This window comes from Bradyrhizobium sp. HKCCYLR20261 (genome assembly GCF_051168435.1).
In the GTDB taxonomy this organism is placed as follows: Bacteria; Pseudomonadota; Alphaproteobacteria; order Rhizobiales; family Xanthobacteraceae; genus Bradyrhizobium.
In genome coordinates this window covers 557,627-580,940 of the sequence record NZ_JBNPUZ010000004.1, presented here as the reverse complement: position 1 = coordinate 580,940, position 23,314 = coordinate 557,627, and the positions used below count along the sequence as shown (strand labels likewise).

Sequence of the window (23,314 nt, the reverse complement as noted above, 5' to 3'; positions counted from 1 at the left end):
CCCAATTCCGCGCATGGAGCATGCAAACCATTGTCATTTTCGTTCAGATATGCACAATCCGTGCATTAATCGCGGAAATGGCGCATGATTTCAGTCGACAGCTTCGACCTCCGGATCCTCGCCGCCCTGCAGGACGACGGCCGGCTCACCAACCAGGAGCTCGCCGATCTCGCCGGCCTCTCCGCCTCGCAATGCTCGCGGCGGCGGATGCGGCTGGAGGAAGACGGCGTCATCGCCGGCTACCGCGCCCAGCTCGCCAGCCAGGCGCTCGGCTTCGAGCTGATCGCCTTCATCCAGATTACCCTGGCAACGCATTCGCCTGACAACGCGCAAAAATTCCGTGCGCTGGTCAACCGCGTCGATGACATCCAGGAGGCCTATGCGCTGACCGGCGACTCCGACTATCTGCTCAAGGTCGTGCTGCGCGATCTCAAGAGCCTGTCCGACATCGTCAACAACGTGCTGATGCCGCACCAGAGCGTCGCCCATGTGCGCTCCTCGATCGTGCTCGACCGGCTGAAGGAAAGCGCGAAGCTGCCGCTGGGCGCGCTGCCCTCCGGCTGATCGCTTGGCGCGAATCGAGGGAACTTCGGCCTTCACCACCGCCCCGGCCTTTGCGACATTCGTCTCGTCCCAGGATTTGCGAGACGATCATGGCGCTGCAGCTTCGACCGAACTGCGAGTATTGCGACAAGGACCTGCCGCCGTCCGCGACGGATGCGCGGATCTGCTCGTATGAATGCACCTTCTGCGCCGATTTCGTGGAGACGAAGCTGTTCAACGTCTGCCCGAACTGCGGCGGCGGCTTCGCAGCCAGACCGATCCGGCCGGCGCGGGAGTGGCGCGCTGGTGTCTGCACGGCGAAGCAGGTGCCATCGGACAAGCGCGTGCATCTGAAGTACGCGGCCGAGGACGTCGCGGCGTTTGTGGCTCGCGTGAAGAACGTCGCACCGGAGAAGCGCTGACCTCGCTCCTCGTCATTCCGGGGCGGCCCGCAGGGCCGAGCCCGGAATCCATAACCACGACTCGACGTGTAGCGCGAGCTCCTCGTGGCCATGTCTTCCATCCACCCTCCCGATCGTGGCTATGGATTCCGGGCTCGCGCTGCGCGCGCCCCGGAATGACGGCGGTGGGTGGAGTGGCTACTCGGCCGCAACGATCGTGCCCTCCACTTCGCCGAAACCGACGCGATAGCCGTTGCCCTGGCACCAGCCGCGCATGACGAGCGAATCACCGTCCTCCAGGAACGTGCGCTTCACGCCGCCGGCGAGCTCGACCGGCTCGGTGCCGTTCCAGCTGATTTCCAAGAGGCTGCCGCGCTGGTGCTTGTCGAGGCCGGAGATGGTGCCGCTGCCGAGGAGGTCGCCGACGCTCATGGCGCAGCCCGACGAGGCGTGGTGCATCAGCTGCTGCACGCTCGACCAGTACATGTATTTGAAGTTGGTCTGTGAGATGGTCTGCGCAGCATTGCCGCCTGACGCACGCAAGGCGACATCGAGCGCGAGATCGTAGTTCTGCGCTTCCTTCTGCTGCAGATAGGGCAATGGTGTCGGTTCCTGCACCGGCCCGGCGACACGGAACGGCTCCAGCGCCTCGCGCGTGACGACCCAAGGGCTGATCGATGTCGCGAACGCCTTGGCCTGGAACGGGCCGAGCGGGACGTACTCCCATTGCTGGATGTCGCGCGCGCTCCAGTCGTTGAGCAGCACGAAACCGAAGATCATCGCCTCCGCCTGCGCCTCGCTCAGCATCTCGCCGAGCGGCGAAGACTGGCCGATGACGACGCCCATCTCCAGCTCGAAATCGAGCCGCTTACAGGGGCCGAAGCTCGGCACGTCTGCGCTCGGAGGCTTGAGCTGTCCGCGCGGCCGGCGCACTTTTGTGCCGGAGACGACGACGGTCGAGGCGCGGCCGTTGTAGCCGATCGGCATGTGCAGCCAGTTCGGCTGCAGCGCGTTATCCTTGCCGCGGAACATGACGCCGACATTGGTGGCGTGCTCCTTCGACGAGTAGAAGTCGGTGTAGCCGGCGACCTGGAACGGCAAATGCAGCGTGCCGTCCTGGCGCGGCACCAGCGCCCGGCTGCGCAGCGGCTTGTCGTCGCGCAGCCGCGGATTGTCATCGCGGAGCAGCGCGCTGATCGCGGCGCGGGTCTTCGACCACACGGCGGGGCCGAGCGCCATGAAGGCGTTGAGCGAGGGTTGCGCGAACACCTCATAGGCCGGTGCGAGATCGAGCAGGCCTTCGGCCTCGAGCACCGCGAGATCGAGCACGAAGTCGCCGATCGCGACGCCGACGCGCGGCTTCGGGGAGTCCGCGGCGGAGAAGACGCCGTAGGGAAGGTTCTGGATCGAGAAGTCGGACGACGGATCGACCGGGATGAAGGAGCGGAGCGAGGGGTCGTTGGGGTGTTTCACGTTGTGTTCCTGAATTCGCGCCATGTATCCCGCTGTCATTCCGGGGCGGCCCGCAGGGCCGAGCCCGGAATCCATAGCCACAGGACGATGTATGAGGCGAGGTGGTTGTGGCTCAGCTTTCATCCACATGACAGGTCGTGGTTATGGATTCCGGGCTCGCCGCTTTCGCGGCGCCCCGGAATGACGGCGGAGGTCTGGGCTAAGGCCGGTTAGGATCGAAGCGTTTCTCCAAACCATTCCAGCAATCGGCGTAGTCCGGCTGCAATGTGCCGGACTCGGCGGCGTGCTTGGTGATCCGCTGCGGGAAGCGCGTCTCGAACATGAAGGCCATGGTGCCGGTGAGTTTCACCGGCTTCAATTCGCCGTTGCTGGCGTGGTCGAACGCCTCGCGGTCCGGGCCGTGCGGCAGCATGCAATTGTGCAGGCTCATGCCGCCGGGGACGAAGCCCTGCGGCTTGGCGTCGTAGACGCCGTAGATCAGGCCCATGAACTCCGACATGATGTTCATGTGATACCACGGCGGGCGGAAGGTGTTGTCGGCCACCATCCAGCGCTCGGGGAAGATCACGAAGTCGATATTGGCGGTGCCGGCGGTCTCGGAGGGCGAAGTCAGCACGGTGAAGATCGACGGATCGGGATGATCGAAGCCGATGGCGCCGACCGGCGAGAACGTGCGGAGGTCGTACTTGTACGGCGCGAAATTGCCGTGCCAGGCGACGACGTCGATCGGCGAATGCCCGAGCTCGGTCTTGAACAGCGCGCCGCCCCACTTCACGTAGAGCTCGGTCGGCGTGTCCTTGTCCTCGTAGGAAGCGACCGGCGTCAGGAAGTCGCGGGCGTTGGCGAGGCAATTGGCGCCGATCGGGCCGCGCTCCGGCAAGGTGAAGGCGCCGCCATAGTTTTCGCAGAGATAGCCGCGCGCCGGTCCGGCCGGAATCTCGACGCGGAACTTGACGCCGCGCGGGATCACGACGATCTCGCCGGGCTCGGCGTCGATGCGGCCGAACTCGGTGACGAACAGCAGGCGGCCCTGCTGCAGCACGAACATCAGCTCGCCGTCGGCATTGTAGAAGTGCTGGTCGACCATCGACTTGGTGATCAGATAGACATGCGTCGCCATGCCGGCCTGGGTCGCGGCGTCGCCCGCCGTGGTCATGGTCTGCACGCCCTGCAGGAACGTGACCTCGCCCGTCGGCAGCGGCGTCGGATCCCAGCGCAGCTGCTGCACGGTGATCTCCTGCTCGTGGCAGGGGGCGGTGCGCCACAGCCCGGCATCGACCTTCGTGAAGCGGCCGGAGTGCTTCACCGACGGGCGGATGCGGTACAGCCAGGAGCGCTCGTTGGAGCCGCGCGGCGCGGTGAACGGCGAGCCGGACAATTGCTCGGCATAGAGGCCGTAGGCGCAGCGCTGCGGCGAGTTGCGCCCGATCGGCAGCGCGCCGGGCAGCGCCTCGGTCTCGAACGAATTGCCGAAGCCGGACATGTAGCCCGGCGTGACCTGCCCGGTCGCGCGGCTGAGCTGGTCAGGCGATGTGTTGATGTTCATCATCCTTCTCCTTGCAGGCGTGCCCACATCTCGCGGTCGCGCTCGGCGGTCCAGATCACGGGATCGTCGATGCCGCTGGCTTCGTCATAGGCGCGCGACACGTTGAACGGCAGACAGTGCTCGTAGATGGCGAAGCTCGAGAATTTGGGATCCATGACCTCGCGCGTGGCCGCCATCGATTCCTTCAGGCTGCGCCCCTTCGCGACCGAAACCTCCGCCGCGCCGTAGAGTGAGGTGACGAAGTCCCGCGTCATCGCGATTGCCTCGCGCACGGTGGCCTCGCCCTTCAGCGCGTCGCCACGTCCCGGCGCGATCGCCTTCGGATTGAAGTCGCGGATCTCGTTGAGCGTCGACGGCCATTCGCGCAAGTACGCGTCGCCGCAATAGCACGCCGAGTGATACTCGATGAGATCGCCGGAGAACATCACCTCGGCGTCCGGCACCCAGGCGACGATGTCACCGGAGGTGTGGCCGGCGCCGAGCTGGATCAGTTGCACCTCGCGCTTGCCGAGATGGATCGTCATCTCGCCTTCGAAGGTCAACGTCGGCCAGGTCAGGCCGGGAATGCTCTCGGCGTCCTGGAACAGCCGGGGGAAACGGCCGTACTCCGAGTCCCAGTCCTGCTGGCCACGCTCGACGATCAGCCGGTGCGTCTCCTGCGAAGCGACGATTCCTTGCGCGTGATAGGCCGAGGCGCCGAGCACGCGCACCGCGTGGTAGTGCGACAGCACGACATATTTGATCGGCTTGTCGGTGACGGCCTTGACGCGCTCGATCACCTTGTTGGCCATGGCCGGTGTCGCCTGCGCGTCGAACACGATGCAGCCGTCATCGCCGACGATCACGGCCGAGTTCGGATCGCCCTCCGCGGTGAACGCATAGAGATCCGGGCCGATCTCGGAGAAGGTGACCTTCTTCTCGGCTAGATCGGTGGTGGATGCGAAACCCTTCGCCATCAATTCATTCCCTGTTGTCGGCAGCTATTGCTGCTGTTGTTGCTGTTGCTGGCTCGTGTCGATCATGCGCCGCTTGGCGAGCGTGATCGCCTCGCGCAACACGGTGATGTCGCCGATGTGATTGGCGAGGATCAGGACCAGCGCCGCGTCGAGATCGGCACTGTCTTTTTCCGAGAGGCCGCGATGCGCCTCGACGATGGCGCGGAAGGCGTCATCGGGCTTGGCGAAATTGGAGGCGGTGGAGAGGGCCATCTCAGCGTCCTCAATTCAGGCCGGATGCGCGGGCCACCGCCGCGACGATCATATCCGGCGTCGGATGGCGGAAGCGCGCCGCGACATAGCCGTCGGGGCGCAGCAGATAGGATGTGCCCGGCTCGGCGCCGTAGCGCCTGCCGGCGAAGCCCTCGGCGTCTGCAAGGCCGTCGCCGCCGATCCTGATGACGCCGACATCCTCGGACGCATCGATCGCATCGCCATTGGCGAACGACAGCAGCGTGAAGCGCCGGCCCTGCGCATTGAACGCATCGGTGAGATGGAGCTGCCGTCCGTCGGCGGCCTTCAAGGGTGCATCCAGCATCGAGGTGCCCGGACAAGGACCACTCGGCCAGGCCTCGGCATCGGCGGTCGACAGCGGCGTCTCGTAGACCGAGGGCACCGACAGCCGGCCGCCATTGACCATGCGCTTGCCGAACTCGGTCTCCTTGGCGAGCGACAGCACGGCCTTGCGCAGCCGCGCCTCCTGCGCGCTGACCGGCGCCATGAAGTCGGTCGACCGCGTCGATTCGCGGATGTTCTCGTCGGCGGCCGCGCTGCGCTCGCTATGATAGGTCTCGAGCAGAGCCGACGGCGACGTTCCGCGCAGAACGCGGTCGAGCTTCCACGACAGGTTCTCAGCGTCCTCCAATCCGGAGTTGGCGCCGCGCGCGCCGAACGGCGACACCTGATGCGCCGAATCGCCGGCGAAGATCACGCGGCCATGGATGAAACGCTCCATGCGCCGGCACTGGAACTTGTACAGCGAGATCCACTCGAACTCGAAGTCGTCGTGGCCGAGCATGCGCGCAATGCGTGGCCGCACGTTCTCCGGCTTCTTCTCGACCTGCGGATCGCAGTCCGGCGTGAGCTGCAGATCGATGCGCCAGACATCGTCCGGCTGACGATGCAAGAGTGCCGAGCGTCCGGCGTGGAACGGCGGATCGAACCAGAACCAGCGCTCGGTCGGAAACGCCGCGGTCATCTTCACGTCGGCGATCAGGAACTGGTCCTCGAACACCTTGCCCGAGAAGCCGGCGCCGACCATCTGGCGCAGCGACGAGCGCGCGCCATCACAGGCGATGACATATTGCGCCGAGAGCCGATAGGAGCCCTCCGGCGTCTCGATCGTCAGCACCGCGCGATCGTTGCGCTGTTCCAGCGCGGTCACCTTGTTGCGCCAGCGCAGCGAGATCGCCGGCAGCTCGGTGACGCGGTCGACCAGATAGGCCTCGGCGTAGAACTGCTGAAGGTTGATGAAGGCCGGGCGCTTATGGCCGGGCTCCGGCAGCAGGTTGAACTGATAGAGCTCGGACGGACCGTGGAAGATGCGTCCGACGTTCCACACCACGCCCTTGTCGACCATGCGGTCGCCGACCCCCAGCCGGTCCCAATAATCCAGCGAGCGCTTGGAGAAGCAGATCGCGCGCGAGCCCTCTCCGATGCGGTCGGCGTCGTCGAGCACCACGACGGCATGGCCGCGCTGCGCCAGATCGATCGCGAATGACAGGCCTACGGGACCGGCGCCGACCACGACGACCGGATGCTCGGCCGGCGCGACCTGATCCTGGTCGCGGTGGCGCTGATAGCCGAACTGAACTTTTGCCTCTTTCGTGCCCTGCCCCGGATTGGCTTGCACCATGGCGCGTCTCTGCCCTGCTCGTTGCGTCGCTTGGTTGATCGTTCGATCTTTTGACATTTCCTCGGGTGAGGCTGACCAGCCATCTTGCCAGATAGTCTCACCTGCAACTATTCTACACCGGACGGCCTCGGCGGCGTCAACTCAAAAATCGGAGTGCGAGCGTGGCGAACCCATCACCTGCGGAGACCCGGCGTTCGGCGAAGGGGGCCGATGGCGGTCAGAATGCCGCAGCGCCGCAGGAGGCGGAGCGGCTCGACCTGTTCAGGTTCGCGCCATTCCGGCTGAACCGTCTGGCGGCGGAGGTGAGCGCGGCGCTCGCCAGCGAATATCGCGAGCGATACGGGCTGGACATCCCGGAATGGCGCGTGCTGGCGACGCTCGGCTTCCGCCGCGACGCCTGCAGCGCGCAATATGTCGCGGCCTGCACCCGCACGCACAAATCGACCATCAGCCGCGCGGTGACGTCGCTGCTGGAGCGGCGGCTGATCGAGCGCGTCGAGAATGCCGACGACCGCCGCGAATTCCGGCTCCGGCTGACGCGCAAGGGCAAGACGCTGTATGAGGAGCTGATCCCGCGGCTGCAGCAGCGTGAGCGCGAGATCATGGCGTGCCTGTCGGCGGAGGAGCGCAAGCTGTTCGACCGGCTGATCGGCAAGATCGAGGCGAGTTTGGATCTGATCCAGACCAGCGAGGAAGCGGACGCGAAGCAGGCGTATTAGTTGCGCAAGCGTAGAGTGGGCAAAGCGGCGCCGGAGGCGACGCGTGCCCACCGTTCTCTGCCGCAAGACCGCGGTGGGCACGGCGCGCGACGGTACGGCTCACAAAGGGCACCTCCCAGGCGCCTTTGCCCACCCTACGGCGGATGAATGCGCCGACAAATCTCGCCACTGTCATTGCGAGGAGCGAAGCGACGAAGCAATCCAGAGCCGCATGCTCAGCCCCTGGATTGCTTCGCTGCGCTCGCAATGACGGCTGTTGAGAGACGGAGCTGTCAAACTCGTCGTCATCCCGGCGAACGCCGGGATCCATAGCCACAGGGAGGAGTTTGAGGCAGGCGTGTGGTTGATATCTCGCATCTCATACCTGCTGCGGCGTATGGTTCCCGGATCGGCGCCGCGATGCGCTGCGCGCGTCGCGGCTTGTCCGGGACGACGGCGGAGGGAGAGGCGGATTCACGGTTCAAACAACGAGAATCGGTGAGCGAACGGATCGGTCGTAGAGAGGAGACATACGCACGTAGTCTCGCGGCCAATACGGCCCGAGTCATGGGATCAACTCGCCCCTCTTGACATGCAGAGGGCGCAGGGAATGCCGGGTGAAGGCCTCACCCATGGCCCGCCTGCGAAAAAAAATGCAGGCGGCAGGTACCACAGGTTCAGCCGACATTCCGGCATTCCCTGCGCGATGGGCTTCCGGCTGCTTCGCGATCTCCCCGGTGCACCGGCTTGTTGGCCACCGTCATCAGCGCCGTGCATCGGCACGAGCGTCAACTTGACCTCAGCTTCGGGAGGCCAGGACCACGCGACTTGACCGTCCGCAAGCGATCGTTCGTCGGCACGCCACGAGGACATGCTGCGACCGCTCGCGGCCATCGCATCCCCGCCCCGCGTATCGTGACGATCGCGCGCAACGCCCCTCTGCGGTGAGGCGGGATGTGCGGAGATAATCATGATTTCCGAAAAATAGCAAGTGTATTATTTTTAACGGAAGCAATTGGGAGCGGGCCGTTCCTCCTCACCCTGAGGAGCACGCCGCAGGCGGGCGTCTCGAAGGGCGAGGCCACCGGCGGGGCCTCATGGTTCGAGACGCGCCGCGAGCGAGGATCTTACCCGACAAAGCCCGATCGGCGCGGCGCTCCTCACCATGAGGTTCAACAGCCGGGCGGCACTGCACACCAAACCATGAACACGCCAAGCGACGGGTTCATGGAGAGGGTCGAAAGCTGAAATCTGTGCGGCAAAATCGCGCACGAGCAGCGTGCTCATGGAGAGAGGCGAGCGACGCGGGTCAGCTCACGTCGCCGCCGACCGGCGCGGCTCCTCGATGACGGCGGCCTCGACGCCCTCGCCGCGCCACTGCAGGATCTCCATCGCCAACACCGGATGGTTGAAGCCCTTGAGGTGCAGGTCGTCGATCGGCCGCGCGTCGACCGAGCCTTCGACCATGCCGTAGACACGCCGCGACGCGATCACCTGGCCGGCCTTGGCGGCGTCGCAGAGCCGCGAGGCGAGGTTGGTGACGCTGCCGATGGCGGCGTATTCGAGGCGGTTCTCGAAGCCGACCTGGCCGAGCGTGGCATAGCCCACGGCGATGCCGACGCCGAACCCTAAGCTGTGGCCGCGGTTCTTCCAGCGCTCGGTGAGCCCGCCGATCTCCTCGCGCATCTCCAGCGCCATCTTGACCGCGCGCGTGGTGTGGTCCTCGAACGGGATCGGCGCGTTGAACAGGATCATGACGCCATCGCCGGCGTAGCGGTCGAGCGTGCCCTCATATTTGAAGATCAGCTTGCCGAGCGCGGCGTGATATTCGCGCAGCACGTTCATCGCCTCTTCGGGCTCGGTGGTCTCGGTGAACGCGGTGAAGCCGCGGAGATCGCAGAACACGACCGTCACTTCGCGGCGGTGGCTCTGCAGCAGCGCGTCATGGCCGTCGGACGACGCGATGATCTGCGCCACCTGCGGCGCCAGGAAGCGCTCGAGGCGGCGGATGCGCTCGATCTCGGCGAGCTGCTTCTCGACACGCTCTTCCAGCGACTTGTTCCACTCGCGCAATTGCTCGGTCTGCTCGGTGAGCTTCTCCGCCTGCTGCTGCACGGTGGCGTGGGTGAGCGCCAGCTCGCGACCCTTCTGGTCGACCTCGGTGAACAGCCGCGCATTGCGCATCGCCAGCACCGCCTGGTGGGCGAAGGTGCGCATCACCCCGATGAGATTGGGCGGGAAGGCGCCGGCCGAGCGCCTGAGCACCACGAGTGCGCCGAGCACGCCCTGCTGATCGACCAGCGGCGTGAACAGCACGGCATGGAAGCCCCCCGCGACAGCAACATCGCGCAGCGGATGAGCGGGCGCGCTCTCCAGCTCGGCGATCGCGATCGGCTCGCCGCTGCGCACGGACTCGGCGAGCAGCGTGGTCTCCTCGTCGAGCATGCTGTAGGGCGCGTCCTGCGTGCGCTCCAGCCCCTTGGCTTCGACCAGCCGGAAGCGGCGCGTCGCGGCCTCGTAGGAATAGATCAGAACCGCATCGGCATGGGTAATCTCGAGCGCGCGCGCCGACACCGTCGGCAGCACCGCGTTGAGGTCGAGCGAGGACGACACCGCGCGGCCGACCTCCTCCAGCACCTTCAACTCGTTGATCGACTGCGCGAGATCGCGCGTGCGCTCCTCGACCTTCGCCTCCAGCACGGCATAGGACTGCGCGAGCTGGCCGGCCATGCTGTTGAACTGATCGGCGAGCTCCTCCAGCTCGTCATGGGTGTGGACCTCGATGCGCTGGCCGAAATCGCCGGCGCCGAGCTTGCGGGCGCCGGTGCGCAACGCGGTGATCGGCACGAGCATGCGGCGCGCCAGCAGCGATCCGGCCAGGGTCGCCACCGCAAGGCCGAGCGCGATCAGGAGCGCGCCACGCAGCAATTGGTCGCGGATCGGCGCCAGCGCATGCGCGGTCGACTGCTCGAAGAACACCGCCCAGCCGAGCTTGGGCAGGGTCGCGACCGCAGACAGCACGGAATGCCCGTTGCTGTCGGTGCCGGAGGCGAGCGGCTGGCCGTCGGGCGTCAGCATCGCGGCCACCTGCTCCAGCTTGGAGACGTCCTGGCCGACGGCAGGCCCCTTGGCCGAACTCGCCAGCACCTGGCCGCGGGGATCGACGACGTAGGCGAAGCCGACCTTGCCGACCTGGGCCTCGGACATGAAGTCTTCGAGGAAGTCGAGGTCGATGTCGGCGACGGTGACGCCGGCATTGAAGCCGGAATGCGCGACCGAGATCGACATCATCGGCTGGGTGCCCTTGAAGGTCACGCCGGAAAAGTTGCTGCCATGCGTCACCGTGTCGGTGAAGCGCAGGTCGCGCGACAGGTCGTTGTTGGAAGAGAACGCGATCGCGGTGCGCGACACCCGGAGCTGCTCGCGGCCCTGGCCGTCGAGCTGATAGAGCTGCCGCACGGCCGGAGCCTGGCTCAGCAGCTGGACATAGTCGGCGCGCCGCAGCTCCAGCGTGTTGGCGCTCGCGCGCGTCACCCAGCTGATCTGGCGCTGCAGGTCGGAGACCGCCTGGTCGATCCGCCGGGCGCTGGCGTCGGCCTTTTCGGCCATCGCGGCGGTCAGGCTCGCCCTGGTGGACTGATAGCTGATCCAGGTCTCGGTCGCGCCGTTGACGGCCAGGACGAACACGACGAGTCCGACCAGCGACACCACATATTTGGCGAACAGGCCCTGCCGCAGTGACCAGCCTCTGTTCTTGACCTCGCTCATTCGGACCCCTCACGCGCGTCATCACCGAGGTCAAACCCCGAACGGGCGCGTCCGCTGCCCCAACCAGGACAGCGACATCGTCAGCGACGGAGCCGCTCGACTGTCGAGCGCCCGCCGACCCTCCGTTTAGCACAGAACGCAACGGGCAGACCGGCTGCATGCGCAGGCCCAGCCCCCATCCCGCCGATCTTCGCGTCAATGCTCCGCTGCGTCCTCCGTCATTTGACGGAGGACGCAGCTCATTTCCGGTGACATCCTACCGATTGAAGATGCGCTTCAGCACATCGTTCATCGGCTGGCTGTCCTGGACGCTGTCATCGCGCGGCTCGACGGGCGTCGCGGCGGTCGGCGCCTGGCCCGTCTCCGCCGGAGGCTGTGCCAGATCGGCCTGCGGCGCCTGCAGCAGCGGCGTGGCGCCGCCGGGCGGAACCACGGTCCGGCCGCGACTGCGGGGTTGCTGCGGCGGCGTGGCCTGCTGCAGCCCCTGCTGGATCAGATTGCCGATGGTGGCCCCGAGCTGGCCGCCGAGCAGATCGTTCTGGCCCGCGGCGGGCGCCTGCGCATTCGGCGTGGCCGGCGACGGCGCGCCGTTCGGGGCCGCGCTCGGCGCGGCATTGCCGATCAGGCCACCGATGCCGTTGATGAGATTGTTGAGGCCGGCGCCGTCCTTGCCGAACAGGCCCTGCCCCATCTGCTTGAGCTTGGCATAGGCGGCGTCGGGATTGTCGAGGATGCCGGCCATGTCGGGATAGAAGCGCGGCTGGCTCCAGGGGCCGTCGATCACGACGGGAATGCCGAGGCCGACCGGGTCCGAGGTGCGGCCCTGCCCTTCCGTGGTCAGCACGAGCTTCGGCTCGACCCGCAGCGCCAGCGCGCGGTTGCCGAGATCGATCGTGCCGGCGCCGGTGACCTTCACCAGCGGCCCGATCAGAGTGAGATCGCTGGTCGCCGCCTGGCCGCGCTCGATCTGGAACGAGGCGGAGAGCTGGGACAGATCGGTGGTCAGCTCCTTCGAGTCCTGCCAGCCCGAGAGCGGGTTGGTGGTCAGCGAGCGGATCATCTGCGCGACATTGATGCCGCGGATCGCGCCGTTCTGGAACAGCAGGAACGCCGAGCCGCTGAGGTTGCTCATGATCGCCTGCTGGCTGGCGCCGGTCGAGCGCAGCGCCAGCTTGCCCTGCAGCTGCGCGTCGATGCGGTCGAAATCGGCGAGGTTCTGCAGCAGCGGCAGCGCGCGGAGGCCGGTGAGATCGCAATGCATCGCATAGGCCGGATTGCCGCTGGAGGCGTCGATGACGACCTCGCCGCTGGCCTGGCCGCCATAGGCGCCGAGATTGGTCACGGTCGCCTTCATCAGCCCGCCGGCCAGCGACGCCTCGAGGTCGAGCGGGCCGACACGCGCCCCGGAGAGGCCGACATCGGTGGCCGACAGCTTGACCCGCGCATCGATGTAGTTGAGGCCGCGCAGGTCGATCGCCGCCGTGCTCCATCCGGCCGCTGCCGAACCGCGCGGCGCCGGGCCGTCGAAATCGAGACGGCGCACGTCGAGATCGAGCTTCAGCATCGGCTTGCTGGCGAGATCGATCGAGGCCCAGCCGTTGAAATCGCCCTCACCGAGCGTGCCGCTGAGGCCGTTGATCATCACCAGCGGCCCGTTCAGCCGGACATCGGCCCGGCCGGTCACGGCGCCGCGAAAGGCGCTGGCCATCGTGAGCTTGAAATCGACCGGGACGGTCTGCCGCTCGACCGGCATCGCGGGCGCCGCGGCGGTGATGTCGAAGGTCACCGGACCGTCGCCGGCGCGGGCGGAGCCCGTGATCTTGATCTTGTCGTCGTCGCCGAGCACAGCGGTCGCGGCGATGGTTTCGAGGCGGTTCTCGACCCGGTCGCGCGCATTGGCGAGGATGACGGCGCCGTCCTTGACGGTGACGCGCTGGATCTGCACCGAGGCTGCGCCCTCCGCCTTGGCAGGGACGCGGCTGCGCGGGCTGTTGTCGCGCAGGCGCTCGCGCAGCAGCGGCAGTTGCAGCGTGGGCTTCTCGACGACGATCTCCGTGATCACCGGCCGGCCGGACCACAGGCTCGACAGCGCCATGTCGGCCTGCACCCGTCCGACCGTCAGCCGCGCGCTGCCGTCGCGCTCCTTCGGATCCTGCAGGGTGATGTCGGTCAGCGTGGCATGCAGCGACGGCCACAGGCTGACGCTCGCCGAGCCCGCGATGCTCAGACGGTAGCCGGTGTCGCGCTCGACGCGATCCTGGATGGCGACCGTCAGGAAGCCTGCCGGAAGTCCGAAGGCAAGCGCCAGTGCGAGCACCACGATGACGGCGCCCAGCAAGCCGGCTGCGATCTTCAATGCTTTCATCTCGATGTCCCAAGCGCGACGCGCGAGCGGCCGCCTGGGGTTAGCATGCGGCAACACCGACCCGGTTCAATCTGAATTTTTCCCAGAACGTAGACCGCCCCGGGAGCGACCAAGATAGGCGTGAGCCCATGCGCGTTATGTGACTTACGACACACTTCTGCCGATGGGGTTTCGGTAAGTGAGGCCTTAAACCAATGCCGAAGGTATAGTGATGAGCAAGCAGGCCGAATTTGCGGTCATTCTGAAGATGAACCCGATGTTCGCGGACCTCGGGGCCGATGAGCTGCAGCGGCTGGCGAACCTCTGCCATACCCAGCATCTCTCGGCGGGCGAGCTGCTGTTCCAGAAGGGCGACCCCGGCAACGCGCTGTTCGGGGTGCGGCGCGGCCAGATCCGCATCGAAACCGGCGCGACCGACGGCAGTCGCCTGACGCTCAACTTCATGGGTCCGGGCGACCTGTTCGGCGAGGTCGCGGTGCTCGACGGCCAGGAGCGCACCGCCGACGCCACCGCCGGCGAGCAGACCGAGCTGTTCGTGCTGCGCCGCGAGGACTTCCTCGGCTTCCTGGAGCGCGAGCCCAAGGTCGCGATCCGGATCATCCAGCTGTTGTGCCAGCGCATCCGCTGGCAGAGCGAGCGAATGGAGGAATCGGTGCTGCAGCCGCTGCCGGTCCGGCTGGCGCGCCGGCTGTGCGCGCTGGCGGATGATTTCGGCTCGGAGGTTCACATCTCCCAGGAGCAGCTCGGCGTGTTCGTCGGCGCGGCGCGGGAGAGCGTGAACCGGCAGTTGCAGGCCTGGCGCAAGGACAAGATCCTCGACCTGCAGCGCGGCCGCATCCTGCTGCACGACCTTACCAAGCTCAGCACGATCGCGCGCAACGATTAGCTGACCGCGACGCTACGCGAAGGCTTCGAAGCAAATATGTCGTTTGCGGGCCGGCCTGATGGCCGGAACCGGCCATTGTGCATCGGCGCGTATCCAGCTCGGCCAAACATGATCGCATTTGGGCCACCGCGCCTCACAATTTGCGACATGAACCGTTTTTAACGATTCCAACAGGGTCAATCCGGCACCGGTGCTGTCCCCATCGTCCGCGCACATCATGCGCGGGCGATGGGGTGCGCGCCAGGCTCGAACACCATTGTTGGAAGGGAAATCATGAGTCTTGCGCTGCCGGCGATCGCGATCGCGACCAATGGTTCGGGTGTCCGCTGGCGCAAGGCTCTCACGGTGTGGATCGATGCCGTCGAGGACGGCTGGGCGGTGCCGGCGCTGATCGCGGGCTTCGTCGCGGTCTGGATGGCGTATTTTTCGCTGGCCTATCTCGGCGGCGATCTCCACCAGGACGTGATCGAGACCTGGTCGCTCGGGCGCAGCTTCGAGTGGGGCTCGACCAAGCATCCGCCGCTGATGGGATGGGCCGCGTGGGCCTGGACCACGGTGTTTCCGCTCACAAACTGGTCGTTCAACCTGCTGGCGCTGACCAATGGCGCGGCCGGACTCTGGGCCGTCGACCGCATCAGCCGGCGCTTCGCGCGCGGCGACAAGCGCCTGACCGTGCTGCTGCTGCTGATGCTGCTGCCGGTCTATCAGCTGCACGCGCAGCGCTTCAACGCCAATGCGGTGCTGCTGTCGAGCTGGCCGCTCGCGACCTGGTGCTTCCTGCGCTCGTTCGAGACCCGCCACGCCGGCTGGGCGGTCGCCGCTGGCCTCACTGCCGCGCTTGCCATGCTCGGCAAGTACTACTCGATCTTCCTGATCGTGAGCTTCGCCATCGCGGCGCTGTGCCACAGCGAGCGGCGCGCCTATTTCACCTCGTCCGCGCCCTGGATCGCGGCGCTGTCCGGGCTGGCTGCGCTGGCTCCTCATATCCTGTGGCTCGCCACGACCGGCGCGCAGCCCTTCTCGCATGCGGTCGAGCACCATGTCGGCAAGTCGGCCGCGGCGGCCCTGGTCGAGGCCGGGGGATTCGTGGTCGCGATGGCCGGCATCGTCGGCATTCCCGGCCTGATCTGGCTGGCGATGACGCGGCCGCGTCCGAGCCAAGTGCTCAACGATGCGCTCAGCCTGGGCTCCGGGCTGCGGCTGCTGGCGATGATTGGCATCGGCACCGTGACGCTCCCGGCGATGGTGTCGGCGATGTTCGGCACCGACATGCCGCCGCTCTGGGGCCTGCAGGGTGTGTTCCTGTTCGTCATCGTGATCGTGTGCGGCGCCAGCTACCAGGCCCCGCGCGAGATGACCGTCAGACTCGCGGCGACGACGATCTGGATGGCCGTGCTCGCGGCCATCGTGGTTGCGCCGCTGCATGCGCTGTATCGCAACTACGTGCCCTTGAACGAGGGCCGCAATTTCTATCAGCCGGCGGCGGCCGAACTCGACCGGCTGTGGCGGACCACTTCGGACCGCCCCCTCGCCCATGTCGGCGGCGATGACGGGCTGGCCTTTGCGGCGGCGTTCTACGGCGCCGACCATCCGCGCTATGAAGCCGCGCTGGTGCACCCGCACGAGCTGCAGACGCCGAGCACGACGCTGACCGCGCAGGGCTGGGCCGCGCTGTGCTACGACACCGACCTGTCCTGCGTCGGCGGCATGCAGCAGGCGGCGGCGCTGGCGAAGCGATCGGTCCGTGTCGACTTCACGCTCCGGACCAAGCTGTTCGGCTGGCCGGGCGCGAGCCAGGGCTTCGTTGCACTGATCGTGCCGCCCGCGGCCGAGGCGCCGACCGAGAACGCCCCCGACGCGCCGCAGGATGTCAGTGCCGCGAGGCGGATGATTCCGGCCGCCGACTGACCTCGCGTATCATTCCGCCGCCGGCGAGATCGCCGCGGGCGGCGGCGGCTTGTGGTCATGCCCCGCTGCCGCGTGGTCCGCCTCGTCGGTGGCGTCGCCGGAGGAGACGACCAGCTTGCGGCCGAGCCGCGCGAACACGGATCCGACGTCGTCCATCACCAGGAACATCGCCGGCACGAACAGCAGCGACAGCACGGTCGAGAACACGAGGCCACCGATCACCGCGAGCGCCATCGGCGAGCGGAATTCGCCGCCGGCGCCGACCGCGAGCGCGCTCGGCATCATGCCGGCGACCATCGCGATCGTGGTCATCACGATCGGCCGCGCGCGCTTCATGCCGGCGTCGATGATCGCCTCGTCGCGCCTGACACCCGCATGGATCGCCTCGATCGCGAACTCGACCAGCATGATCGCGTTCTTGGTGACGATGCCCATCAGCATCATCATGCCGATATAGACGGGGATCGTGAGCTGCTTGCCGGTCAGCATCAGCGCGGCGATGGCACCACCGATCGAAAGCGGCAGAGAGAACAGGATCGTGATCGGCTGCAGGAAGGTGCCGAACAGCAGCACCAGCACCGCATAGACGATCATCAGGCCGGCCGTGATCGCCGTGATGAAGCCGGAGGCCAGCTCGTTCAGGCTCTCGGCGTCGTCGGATGGGATCAGCTTGACGCTCGCCGGCATGGTCTTTCGCACCGGCAGCTCGTCGATCAGCTTGGTGGCATCGCCGAGCGCGGCCAGACCGACGAGATCGGCGGAGACCGTCGCCTGGCGGCCGCGATCGTAACGGCTGATGCTGGTCGGCCCCTGATCGAGCTTGATGTCGGCGACCACCGCCAGCGGCACGCCACCCTTTTCGCCGAACTGGCCGAGCGGCACGCGCAATTGTTCGAGGATCTTCACGTCGCTGCGCGCGGCATCCTCCAACTGCACCCGGATCGGCACCAGGCGGCCGCCGACGTCGTATTTCGCCAGCGCCGGCCCGACGTCGCCGATGGTGGCGACGCGGATGGTCTGCGACAGGCTCTCGGTGGAGACGCCGAGACGCGCGGCGAGATCGGCGCGCGGCTGCACCCGCAGCTCCGGCCGGTCGAGCGAAGTGTCGGAGACCACGTTGGAGATGATCGGAATCCGCCGCATCTGCGACGCCAGTTCGCTCGCGACATTGTCGACCAGCTTGGGATCGGTGCCGGTCAAGACCAGCTTGATCGGGCGCAGGCCGTTCTCATCGGTGAACCAGAACCGGATGTCGGGGATGGTCTCGAGCTCCTTGGAGATCGCGAGCTCGAGCTCCTTCTGCGTGATCTTGCGTTCGGTCTTCGGCGTGTAGTTGACGATCATGCCGGCGCGGCGGACCTCCATCGCGCCCTGCAGCCGGCCGCCGTCGACGAATACGCTGCGCACCTCCGGCCGCTTGCGCAGCCGCGCCACGATCTCCTCGGTGACCTTCTCCGTATAGGCGAGCTGCGCGCCCGGCGGCAGCTCGATCGCGAGCAGCGATCGCGCGGCGTCCTGGGCCGGCAGGAAGCCTTTCGACAGCAGCGTCGTGCTCCAGATCGAGGCCGCGAAGATGCCGACGCCGAGCAGGATCGTGATGTAGTAGTGTTTCACCGACCAGGTCACGATGCGATGATAGGCGCGCAGGATGAAACCCGGCGGCGGATCCTCGTGGTCGTGATGCTTCATGAAATAGGCCGCCAGCATCGGCGTCACGAAGCGTGCGGCCAGCAGCGAGAAGAACACCTGCACCGAGACGGTGATGCCGAACTGCTTGAAGAACTGGCCGGCGATGCCGGACATGAAGCTGGCCGGCGCGAAGATCGCGATGATCGTGAGGCTGATGGCGATGACCGCGAGTCCGATCTCGTCGGCGGCGTCGAGCGCCGCGCGATAGGGCGACTTGCCCATGCGCATGTGGCGCACGATGTTCTCGATCTCGACGATCGCGTCGTCGACGAGAATGCCGGTCGACAGCGTGATGGCGAGGAACGAGACCATGTTCAACGAGAAGCCGAGGATGTCCATCGCCCAGAACGCCGGGAAGATCGACAGCGGCAGCGAGATCGCCGCGATGATCGTCGCCCGGAGATCGCGCAGGAACAGGAGCACGATGATGACGGCGAGGATCGCGCCCTCGAACAGGGTCGAGATCGCCGCGTCGTAATTGCCCTTGGTGAACTCGACCGACGTATCGATCAGCTTCAGCTCGACGTCGGGATGCGCGGCCTTCACCTGGTCGATGCGCTTCTGAACGGCGGCCGCAACGACCACGTCGCTGGCGCCCTTGGCGCGCTTGATGCCGAGCGCCACCACCGGCTCGCCGTTGAAGCGCGCGAAGGTGCGGCGGTCGGCGATGGTGTCGGTGACGGTGCCGAGATCGGCGAGCCGGACCTCGCCGCCGCCGAACAGCGGGATCATCGTGTTCGAGAGCTCGTTGAGCGTCTTGGCGCCGGCGAGCGTGCGGATCGCCTGGTCGTTCTTGCCGATCTCGGCGCGGCCGCCGGCGACGTCGACATTGGTGCCGCGCAGGCTCTGGCTGACATTGACGGCGGTGAGGCCCATCGCCTGCAGCCGGTCGGGATCGAGCGAGACAAGGATCTCGCGCTCGACACCGCCGATGCGCTCGACCTGGCTGACGCCGCGCACGCCCTGCAGCTCGCGCTTGACCACGTCGTCGACGAAGAACGAGAGCTGCTCCGGCGTCTTGCCGGGCGAGATCGCGGCATAGGTGACGATCGGCAGGCCGATCTTGTCGACGCGCGAGATCAGGGGCTCGGTGACGTTCTGCGGCAGATCCGAGCGCACCCGCGTCACGGCGTCCTTGACGTCGTTGATGGCGCGGTCGGTATTGGTCTCCAGCGCGAAGGTGATGGTCGTAACGGAGAGACCATCGGTGATCAGCGACTGGATGTGGCGGGCGCCTTCGACGCCGGAGACGCCGTCCTCGATGATCTTGGTGACCTGGGATTCAAGCTCCGACGGCGCCGCGCCGAACTGCGCCACCGCCACCGAGATCACCGGAATGTCGGCGTTCGGCAGCCGCGTCACCGCGAGCTTGGTGAAGCTCATCCAGCCCAGCACGAGCAGGATGATCGAGAAGAGAATCGACGGCAGCGGGTTCCGGATCGACCATGCCGAGATATTCAGTGCCATCAGCGTACCCGCGTGCGATCGATGTCTTCGGCGAACATGGTCTTGATCTGGTCGCCGTCATGCAGCGAGCTGCCGGCGTCGGCCACGACCACCTCGCCCTCGGCCAGGCCTTCGAGAATTTCGGTCGAGGTATCGGACACCAGCCCGACCCGAACCTTGCGCGTCTCGACGACGTCGCCCTTCACGACCTGAATGGTGAGGTGATCGATCGCCGTGTTGGGAACGGCAACGCCGCAGCTGCGCCGCGCATCGATGTTGGCGCGCGCGAACATGCCGGGCTTGAGGGACGGATTGCTGGTGAGCGCGATCCGGACATGGCCCAGCTGCGTGGTGCGGTCGACCTGCGGGCCGACGACGCGCAGCTTCCCGACGATGTCGGGGAGATTGTCGCGGCTGATGCGCACCGGCGCGCCGGCGCTGAGCTTCAGCAGATGAATGCTGGGGACTTCGGCGTCGAGTTCCAGCTCGTTGTTGACGGCGATACGGAACATCGGTCCAGCCTGCGGCGAGGCCGGGACGCCGGCGATGGTGCGCACCTCGGTGACGAGGCCCGCGGCCGGCGCGCGAAGGGACACCGGCCGGCCGGCCGCCGCGGCCGGCGCCCCCGGCTGGGGCGGCGGCGGTGTCAGCCGCGCAAGCTCCTGGTTCTCGGTGACGGTGTCGCCTTCCTTCACCAGCACGTCGGTGACGCGCGAGCCTTCCTGATCGGCGCCGACCACGGCCTCGCGGCGGGGCACGACGAAGCCGGTGACGCGCACGAGATCGGAGAAGCAGGCCTTGCCGGCCTTGGTGACCAGCACCTGCGCCTGCATGCGCGGCTCTTCAGCGGTCTGATGTCCGCGATGCTCGTACAGATAATAGCCGGCGAACAGGCCGAGGAAGACCACGCCGGTCACGGCTTGCTTGACGAGTTTGGGCAGCTTCATCGGAAAATCGATCCGGTCGGCTCGAGGTGCGGACTAGCGACAGCGTATGCGGCCACGAAGGCCGTGACGAGCATCCGACGAGACGATGCGCCCCGCAAGGTTGCGGGACGCATCTCGGCTGCTCGGTACAAGGCCACGCGACCCCCAATGGCGCTTTGCAGACGCCGACTACTTGGCGGACGCCGTCTTGCTCTGCATGTTGACGACCTGGACGCGGCGGTTGACCTCGGCGAGCGGCTGGGCCGGATTTTTCAGCTTGCTCTTGCCGTAGCCGACCGTGACCAGATCGGTGCCGGCGATGCCGAACTTCTCGACCAGATAGCGCTTGATCGAGTCGGCGCGGCGCTCCGACAGGTCCTGATTATAGGCATCGGCGCCGGCGGCGTCGGTATGGCCGGCGAGCACGAAGGTCGAGCCCTTCAGCTCGGCGCTGGTCAGCGCGCGGCCGAGCGCCTGCACCGAGGGCAGCGACTTCTGGCTGATGTTGGCGGAGTTGTAGTCGAAGGTGATCTCGAGATCGATGTTCGGCTTGGTCTTGGCGACCGCCGCGATCTCCTCGCGCTCGGCGACCGAAAGCGAGCGGGTCGAGCGGCCGCGGATGCTCTGCAGGAACTTGTCCTGTTCCGGCGTGACGGCGGGCGCGGCGGCAGCCTCGGCCGGCGGCGCCATCGACAGCCCTCGGGTCAGCGGCTTCTTCGGCCCGGCGAGGGCGCGGACGATCTGATCCTCAGTCACATCCTCCGCGGCGGAGGCCGGCGTCAGGCCGAACGACACCACGGCGCTCAAGGCTGCAGCCACCACGAGACCCGTCAGGCCGGCGGTATGGGTCGAAATCGTCTTCGGTGCGGTCATGGCCATCCCCTGTTCACGCGAACTGATCCTGCCGGCCGCGTCGCGTAGCCCCCGCTCGCGACCCCGGCTGTTCGCTCGATATGTCGATCCGGCGTGCCGCATGGTTCGAGCCGGCAGGCCGGCGCGCGCAAGAAATCAGCGGACGCCGTAGCTTTCGAACTCGCGGTCGATGTTCGGATCCATCGCCTTGGCGTTGGCGATGTCGAGCGCGCCTTCCTGCGCTGCGCCGTTGCGCTGCTTGGCGAGGCCGCGGCCGTACAGCGACGAGGTCAGCCGCGGATTGATCTTCAGCGCCGCGTCGAAATCGGCGATCGCGTTCTTGGCCGCGCCGCTCTTCAGGTTCACCAGGCCGCGGCTGTCGAGCGCGTCGACGAAATTCGGCCGCAGCCGCAGCGCCTCGTTGCAGTCGCGCAGCGCCGACTGCAGCTCGCCGACGACGGTGCGCGCCCAGCAGCGGTTGTTGAGCGCTTCGACGTCCTTCGGATTGATCCGGATGGTCTCGTCGAAGTCGCGGATCGCCTGCGGATAGGCGCCCTTGCTCGCATAGACCTGGCCGCGCCGGTACAGCGCACCGGCATCCTCGGGATTGGCGGCGATCTTGGCCGTGAGGCTCTTGATCGTCGGATCTTCGGCAAACGGGTCCGGCGGCGGAACGGGCGGCGTCACCGGGGTGGTCGGCACGACCGGCGCCGTCGGGACGGTGTTGGCGATGACCGGCGAGGACGTCGGAACCGGGGTGACCGGCGGCACCGGCGGAGGCGGCGGCGTGTCCACCTTCTGGACCGGAGTGGGCGTAGGCTGCGGCGACGGCACGGGGGGCAGCGGTGGCTGCGGCGTGGGCAGCGGCGGCGCCACCACGACCTGCGTCGGCGTGGGCGTTGGCGTTGGAACCGGCGGCGCGACCACATTGCTCTCGGCCGGCGGACGTCCGCCGCCGGCGCCGGGCACGAAGGAGAAGTCTTCCGCCAGCGACGACGAGATCCACGGCACCTGCTCGCTGCGCGAGGCGCGGGTCACGCCCACGCGGGTCCGGTTCAGCGTCTCCTCGGCGGTGAGATCGGGAACACGGATTTCCTTCAGCAGCTCCTGCACGAACAGGCTGCGGTCGCGCCCCGTATCCGACACCACCGACGACAGCGCCGCCGAATACATCACCAGGGTGCCGCTCGGCGCGATCACCGGCGCGAGGCCGGCGGATGCGGTGCGGAAGCGCCGCTCATAGGGATTGCGCCGGGAGGCATCGAGCAGCGCGATCTTCACGCCGGCGCCGCGGCTGTTGATCTCCTGCAGCACCTGCTCGAGGCTGAAACCGTCGCGCCGCACATCGGCTTCCTGCCAGATCTGCGCATCGATCGGGATCATGTAGCTCTGCCGGCTCGACTGGATGCCGTAGCCGGAGAAGAACAGCAGCGCCACGGAACCGGGCTTGAGCTTGCCATAGAGCCGCTCGAGGCCGCGGCGCATCGCGTCGCCGGTCGCATTCTCGAGCGTCTCGACGTTGAAGCCGTCGCGCTTCAGCTCGTCGGTGAGATCGCGCGCATCGTTGATCGGCTCCTTGAGCGGCGCATCGGCATCGGGATACTTCGCATTGCCGATCACGAGCGCAAAGCGCTCGGCGGCCGCCATGGCGGTCTCGGAGAACGCGACGGAGAACAGCAGGCCGAGCAGCAACAGCAGGCGGAAGATCATCACGATGGCGGTCCAGCGGTCAGCAATCAGGCGCCGTCCAGCTTGCGCCGGGGCGACCATATCCCACGCGTCAGGCATTATCAAATCGCCGTGACGGCACGTCAACTGCTTGGAGCGGTTGACGAATCGTCGAGCGAGACGACCGCCCGCGTGAACCTCTTGCGAAAGCCGCGGGCCATGACACCGTCAGACCATGCCGCCGCCGAGGTCTCGCATGATGTGCGATGCCTCACACTGGGTCGCGCCAGCCGAT

Annotated in this window: 16 protein-coding genes; 5 read left to right on the top strand and 11 right to left on the bottom strand. The window is 67.0% G+C overall.

All coding sequences use genetic code 11. From position 1 onward, the window contains the following. The first annotated feature begins 84 nt into the window (after positions 1-84). Together ACQR1L_RS12625 and ACQR1L_RS12620 are read left to right on the top strand one after the other, a co-directional pair. Complete coding sequence (locus ACQR1L_RS12625) at positions 85-564, top strand: Lrp/AsnC family transcriptional regulator (protein ID WP_434858272.1); 480 nt, start codon at positions 85-87, stop codon at positions 562-564. A gap of 89 nt (positions 565-653) precedes the next feature. Next, a complete protein-coding gene (locus ACQR1L_RS12620; RefSeq protein ID WP_434858271.1) occupies positions 654-965 on the top strand; it encodes a DUF1272 domain-containing protein in 312 nt (103 codons plus the stop codon). Between the two features lie 177 nt (positions 966-1,142). Here the strand turns inward: ACQR1L_RS12620 and fahA are convergent, their stop codons facing one another. From fahA to ACQR1L_RS12595, 5 genes are all read right to left on the bottom strand, one after another. Then, entirely contained in the window at positions 1,143-2,417 is a 1,275-nt protein-coding gene (gene fahA, locus ACQR1L_RS12615) for a fumarylacetoacetase (RefSeq protein ID WP_434858270.1), read from the bottom strand. Between the two features lie 199 nt (positions 2,418-2,616). After that, a complete protein-coding gene (hmgA, locus tag ACQR1L_RS12610; protein ID WP_434858269.1) occupies positions 2,617-3,963 on the bottom strand; it encodes a homogentisate 1,2-dioxygenase in 1,347 nt (448 codons plus the stop codon). Then, positions 3,963-4,919, bottom strand: a complete 957-nt coding sequence (locus ACQR1L_RS12605; RefSeq protein WP_434858268.1) for an MBL fold metallo-hydrolase — start codon at positions 4,917-4,919, stop codon at positions 3,963-3,965. Before ACQR1L_RS12605 ends, hmgA begins: the two co-directional genes overlap by 1 nt. Before the next feature lie 24 nt (positions 4,920-4,943). After that, positions 4,944-5,171, bottom strand: a complete 228-nt coding sequence (locus ACQR1L_RS12600; protein ID WP_035639586.1) for a DUF2783 domain-containing protein — start codon at positions 5,169-5,171, stop codon at positions 4,944-4,946. A gap of 10 nt (positions 5,172-5,181) precedes the next feature. Further along, positions 5,182-6,813 carry an FAD-dependent oxidoreductase gene (locus ACQR1L_RS12595; protein WP_434858267.1) on the bottom strand — a complete coding sequence of 544 codons (1,632 nt, stop codon included), beginning with the start codon at positions 6,811-6,813 and terminating at the stop codon, positions 5,182-5,184. A 161-nt stretch (positions 6,814-6,974) separates the two neighbouring features. On the opposite strand from ACQR1L_RS12595, the gene ACQR1L_RS12590 reads away from it, so the two are divergent. Further along, positions 6,975-7,532, top strand: a complete 558-nt coding sequence (locus ACQR1L_RS12590; protein ID WP_434858266.1) for a MarR family winged helix-turn-helix transcriptional regulator — start codon at positions 6,975-6,977, stop codon at positions 7,530-7,532. A gap of 1,293 nt (positions 7,533-8,825) precedes the next feature. Here ACQR1L_RS12590 and ACQR1L_RS12585 read toward each other — a convergent pair. Further along, positions 8,826-11,279 carry an adenylate/guanylate cyclase domain-containing protein gene (locus tag ACQR1L_RS12585; protein ID WP_434858265.1) on the bottom strand — a complete coding sequence of 818 codons (2,454 nt, stop codon included), beginning with the start codon at positions 11,277-11,279 and terminating at the stop codon, positions 8,826-8,828. 256 nt (positions 11,280-11,535) lie between these two features. Continuing rightward, positions 11,536-13,644 (bottom strand): AsmA family protein, encoded by a 2,109-nt coding sequence (locus ACQR1L_RS12580; protein WP_434858264.1) that lies wholly within the window; start codon positions 13,642-13,644, stop codon positions 11,536-11,538. A gap of 211 nt (positions 13,645-13,855) precedes the next feature. On the opposite strand from ACQR1L_RS12580, the gene ACQR1L_RS12575 reads away from it, so the two are divergent. Both ACQR1L_RS12575 and ACQR1L_RS12570 read left to right on the top strand, forming a co-directional pair. Further along, complete coding sequence (locus ACQR1L_RS12575; RefSeq protein ID WP_434858263.1) at positions 13,856-14,530, top strand: Crp/Fnr family transcriptional regulator; 675 nt, start codon at positions 13,856-13,858, stop codon at positions 14,528-14,530. 273 nt (positions 14,531-14,803) lie between these two features. Next, positions 14,804-16,438: a glycosyltransferase family 39 protein gene (locus ACQR1L_RS12570; RefSeq protein WP_434858262.1), complete on the top strand. Its 1,635-nt coding sequence runs from the start codon at positions 14,804-14,806 to the stop codon at positions 16,436-16,438. 9 nt (positions 16,439-16,447) lie between these two features. On the opposite strand, the gene ACQR1L_RS12565 is transcribed toward ACQR1L_RS12570, so the two are convergent. From ACQR1L_RS12565 to ACQR1L_RS12550, 4 genes are all read right to left on the bottom strand, one after another. Continuing rightward, on the bottom strand, positions 16,448-19,594 hold the full coding sequence (locus ACQR1L_RS12565; protein WP_434858261.1) for an efflux RND transporter permease subunit: 3,147 nt from the start codon (positions 19,592-19,594) through the stop codon (positions 16,448-16,450). Next, positions 19,594-20,520: an efflux RND transporter periplasmic adaptor subunit gene (locus tag ACQR1L_RS12560; RefSeq protein ID WP_434858260.1), complete on the bottom strand. Its 927-nt coding sequence runs from the start codon at positions 20,518-20,520 to the stop codon at positions 19,594-19,596. The genes ACQR1L_RS12565 and ACQR1L_RS12560 overlap by 1 nt, the downstream gene beginning before the upstream one ends. Before the next feature lie 168 nt (positions 20,521-20,688). Further along, positions 20,689-21,372 carry an OmpA family protein gene (locus ACQR1L_RS12555; RefSeq protein WP_434858259.1) on the bottom strand — a complete coding sequence of 228 codons (684 nt, stop codon included), beginning with the start codon at positions 21,370-21,372 and terminating at the stop codon, positions 20,689-20,691. A 135-nt stretch (positions 21,373-21,507) separates the two neighbouring features. Next, positions 21,508-23,061 carry a caspase family protein gene (locus ACQR1L_RS12550; protein ID WP_434858304.1) on the bottom strand — a complete coding sequence of 518 codons (1,554 nt, stop codon included), beginning with the start codon at positions 23,059-23,061 and terminating at the stop codon, positions 21,508-21,510. Positions 23,062-23,314 lie beyond the last annotated feature (253 nt).

Excerpts from the sequence above, each read along its gene's own strand:
- ACQR1L_RS12625 (WP_434858272.1), top strand. The coding sequence starts at position 85 with ATGATTTCAGTCGACAGCTTCGACCTCCGGATCCTCGCCGCCCTGCAG.
- ACQR1L_RS12620 (WP_434858271.1), top strand. The coding sequence starts at position 654 with ATGGCGCTGCAGCTTCGACCGAACTGCGAGTATTGCGACAAGGACCTG.
- hmgA (WP_434858269.1), bottom strand. The coding sequence starts at position 3,963 with ATGAACATCAACACATCGCCTGACCAGCTCAGCCGCGCGACCGGGCAG.
- ACQR1L_RS12605 (WP_434858268.1), bottom strand. The coding sequence starts at position 4,919 with ATGGCGAAGGGTTTCGCATCCACCACCGATCTAGCCGAGAAGAAGGTC.
- ACQR1L_RS12600 (WP_035639586.1), bottom strand. The coding sequence starts at position 5,171 with ATGGCCCTCTCCACCGCCTCCAATTTCGCCAAGCCCGATGACGCCTTC.
- ACQR1L_RS12595 (WP_434858267.1), bottom strand. The coding sequence starts at position 6,813 with ATGGTGCAAGCCAATCCGGGGCAGGGCACGAAAGAGGCAAAAGTTCAG.
- ACQR1L_RS12585 (WP_434858265.1), bottom strand. The coding sequence starts at position 11,279 with ATGAGCGAGGTCAAGAACAGAGGCTGGTCACTGCGGCAGGGCCTGTTC.
- ACQR1L_RS12580 (WP_434858264.1), bottom strand. The coding sequence starts at position 13,644 with ATGAAAGCATTGAAGATCGCAGCCGGCTTGCTGGGCGCCGTCATCGTG.
- ACQR1L_RS12575 (WP_434858263.1), top strand. The coding sequence starts at position 13,856 with ATGAGCAAGCAGGCCGAATTTGCGGTCATTCTGAAGATGAACCCGATG.
- ACQR1L_RS12570 (WP_434858262.1), top strand. The coding sequence starts at position 14,804 with ATGAGTCTTGCGCTGCCGGCGATCGCGATCGCGACCAATGGTTCGGGT.
- ACQR1L_RS12565 (WP_434858261.1), bottom strand. The coding sequence starts at position 19,594 with ATGGCACTGAATATCTCGGCATGGTCGATCCGGAACCCGCTGCCGTCG.
- ACQR1L_RS12560 (WP_434858260.1), bottom strand. The coding sequence starts at position 20,520 with ATGAAGCTGCCCAAACTCGTCAAGCAAGCCGTGACCGGCGTGGTCTTC.
- ACQR1L_RS12555 (WP_434858259.1), bottom strand. The coding sequence starts at position 21,372 with ATGACCGCACCGAAGACGATTTCGACCCATACCGCCGGCCTGACGGGT.
- ACQR1L_RS12550 (WP_434858304.1), bottom strand. The coding sequence starts at position 23,061 with ATGATCTTCCGCCTGCTGTTGCTGCTCGGCCTGCTGTTCTCCGTCGCG.